At 43.7% G+C, this 1060-nt stretch carries 2 protein-coding genes; both read left to right on the top strand.

Going from position 1 to position 1060, the window contains the following annotated elements; all coding sequences use genetic code 11:
* A partial coding sequence (locus B4K20_RS07850; protein WP_289282489.1) for a DUF1223 domain-containing protein occupies positions 1–360 on the top strand: 360 nt, incomplete at its 5' end.
* A 3-nt stretch (positions 361–363) separates the two neighbouring features.
* A partial coding sequence (locus B4K20_RS07845; RefSeq protein WP_289282488.1) for a precorrin-2 dehydrogenase/sirohydrochlorin ferrochelatase family protein occupies positions 364–1060 on the top strand: 697 nt, incomplete at its 3' end.

Here is a 1060-nt window from a genome sequence, read left to right as displayed (position 1 = left end):
GAAGCCGATATCGCATTACACGCACAGCTTGCTGGTACTACCTTATCAGTGGATACAACAGTGACAGTGCAAGATCAGGAAAACAGAGAGCACAGCCAAGTGTATCTGGCGCTGACTGAAAATAATGTCCTCAGTGAGATCCGTGGTGGCGACAATGCTGGTGCAACGTTTAATCATCAATATCTTGTCAGAGCCTGGCTTGGACCATACCCGTTAAAAACAGATGGTACAACTGAGCTAAAAACACAGATTCCTATCGACAAAGACTGGAAATTAGTTGATATGTCATTGGTGGCTATTGTTCAAAATATGGAAAATGGTTATGTCTTACAAGGGCTGGCCTTACCTTTAAAAGATTAATTCATGGATTATTTACCGATATTTTTAGATTTAAAACAACAAACTTGCCTGGTTGTGGGCGGAGGCAGTGTTGCCACTCGAAAAACGAAGCTACTCTTAAAAGCTCAGGCCAAAGTAACTATTGTCTCACCTGAGCTGACTGATGCATTAAATGTGCTTGTTCAGCAAGGCGAGGTAAGTTGGACTCAATCATTGTTCACTCCAGCTCATATCAGCAACCAACGCTTGATAATTGCAGCAACAGATGACGAAAAGGTTAATCAGTCTGTACATGAGGTTGCTCAAAAGAAAAATATCTTAACCAACCTCACTGATAACCCTGATGACAGCGACTTTATTTTTGCTTCGGTATTAGATCGCTCTCCTATTATTGTGGCGGTATCCAGTGGTGGTGAATCGCCGGTTTTAGCTAGGAATTTGCGTGCACGTTTAGAAACCTTAATTCCACCAGGCTACAGTAAGCTAGGCGAATTGATGGGAAAATATCGTTATGCGGTGAAACAGAAGTTTGGAGAACTTCGTCAACGCAGACAGTTTTGGGATAACGTTTTATCTGGTTCTGTTGCTGACCATGTTTTAGCGGGTCGAGAAGCTCTGGCTGAGCAGGTTCTTCAACAACAGCTGGCTGATGAGGCGGAAACGATTGACACCGGCGAAGTGTTCTTGGTGGGTGCTGGTCCTGGCGATCCTGAATTACTGA

The sequence above is a fragment of the Methylophaga sp. UBA5088 genome, from assembly GCF_002414625.1.
Classification (GTDB): domain Bacteria; phylum Pseudomonadota; class Gammaproteobacteria; order Nitrosococcales; family Methylophagaceae; genus Methylophaga; species Methylophaga marina.
The sequence above is the reverse complement of the archived record's forward strand: the minus strand, read 5'-3'. Positions and strand labels throughout refer to the sequence as shown.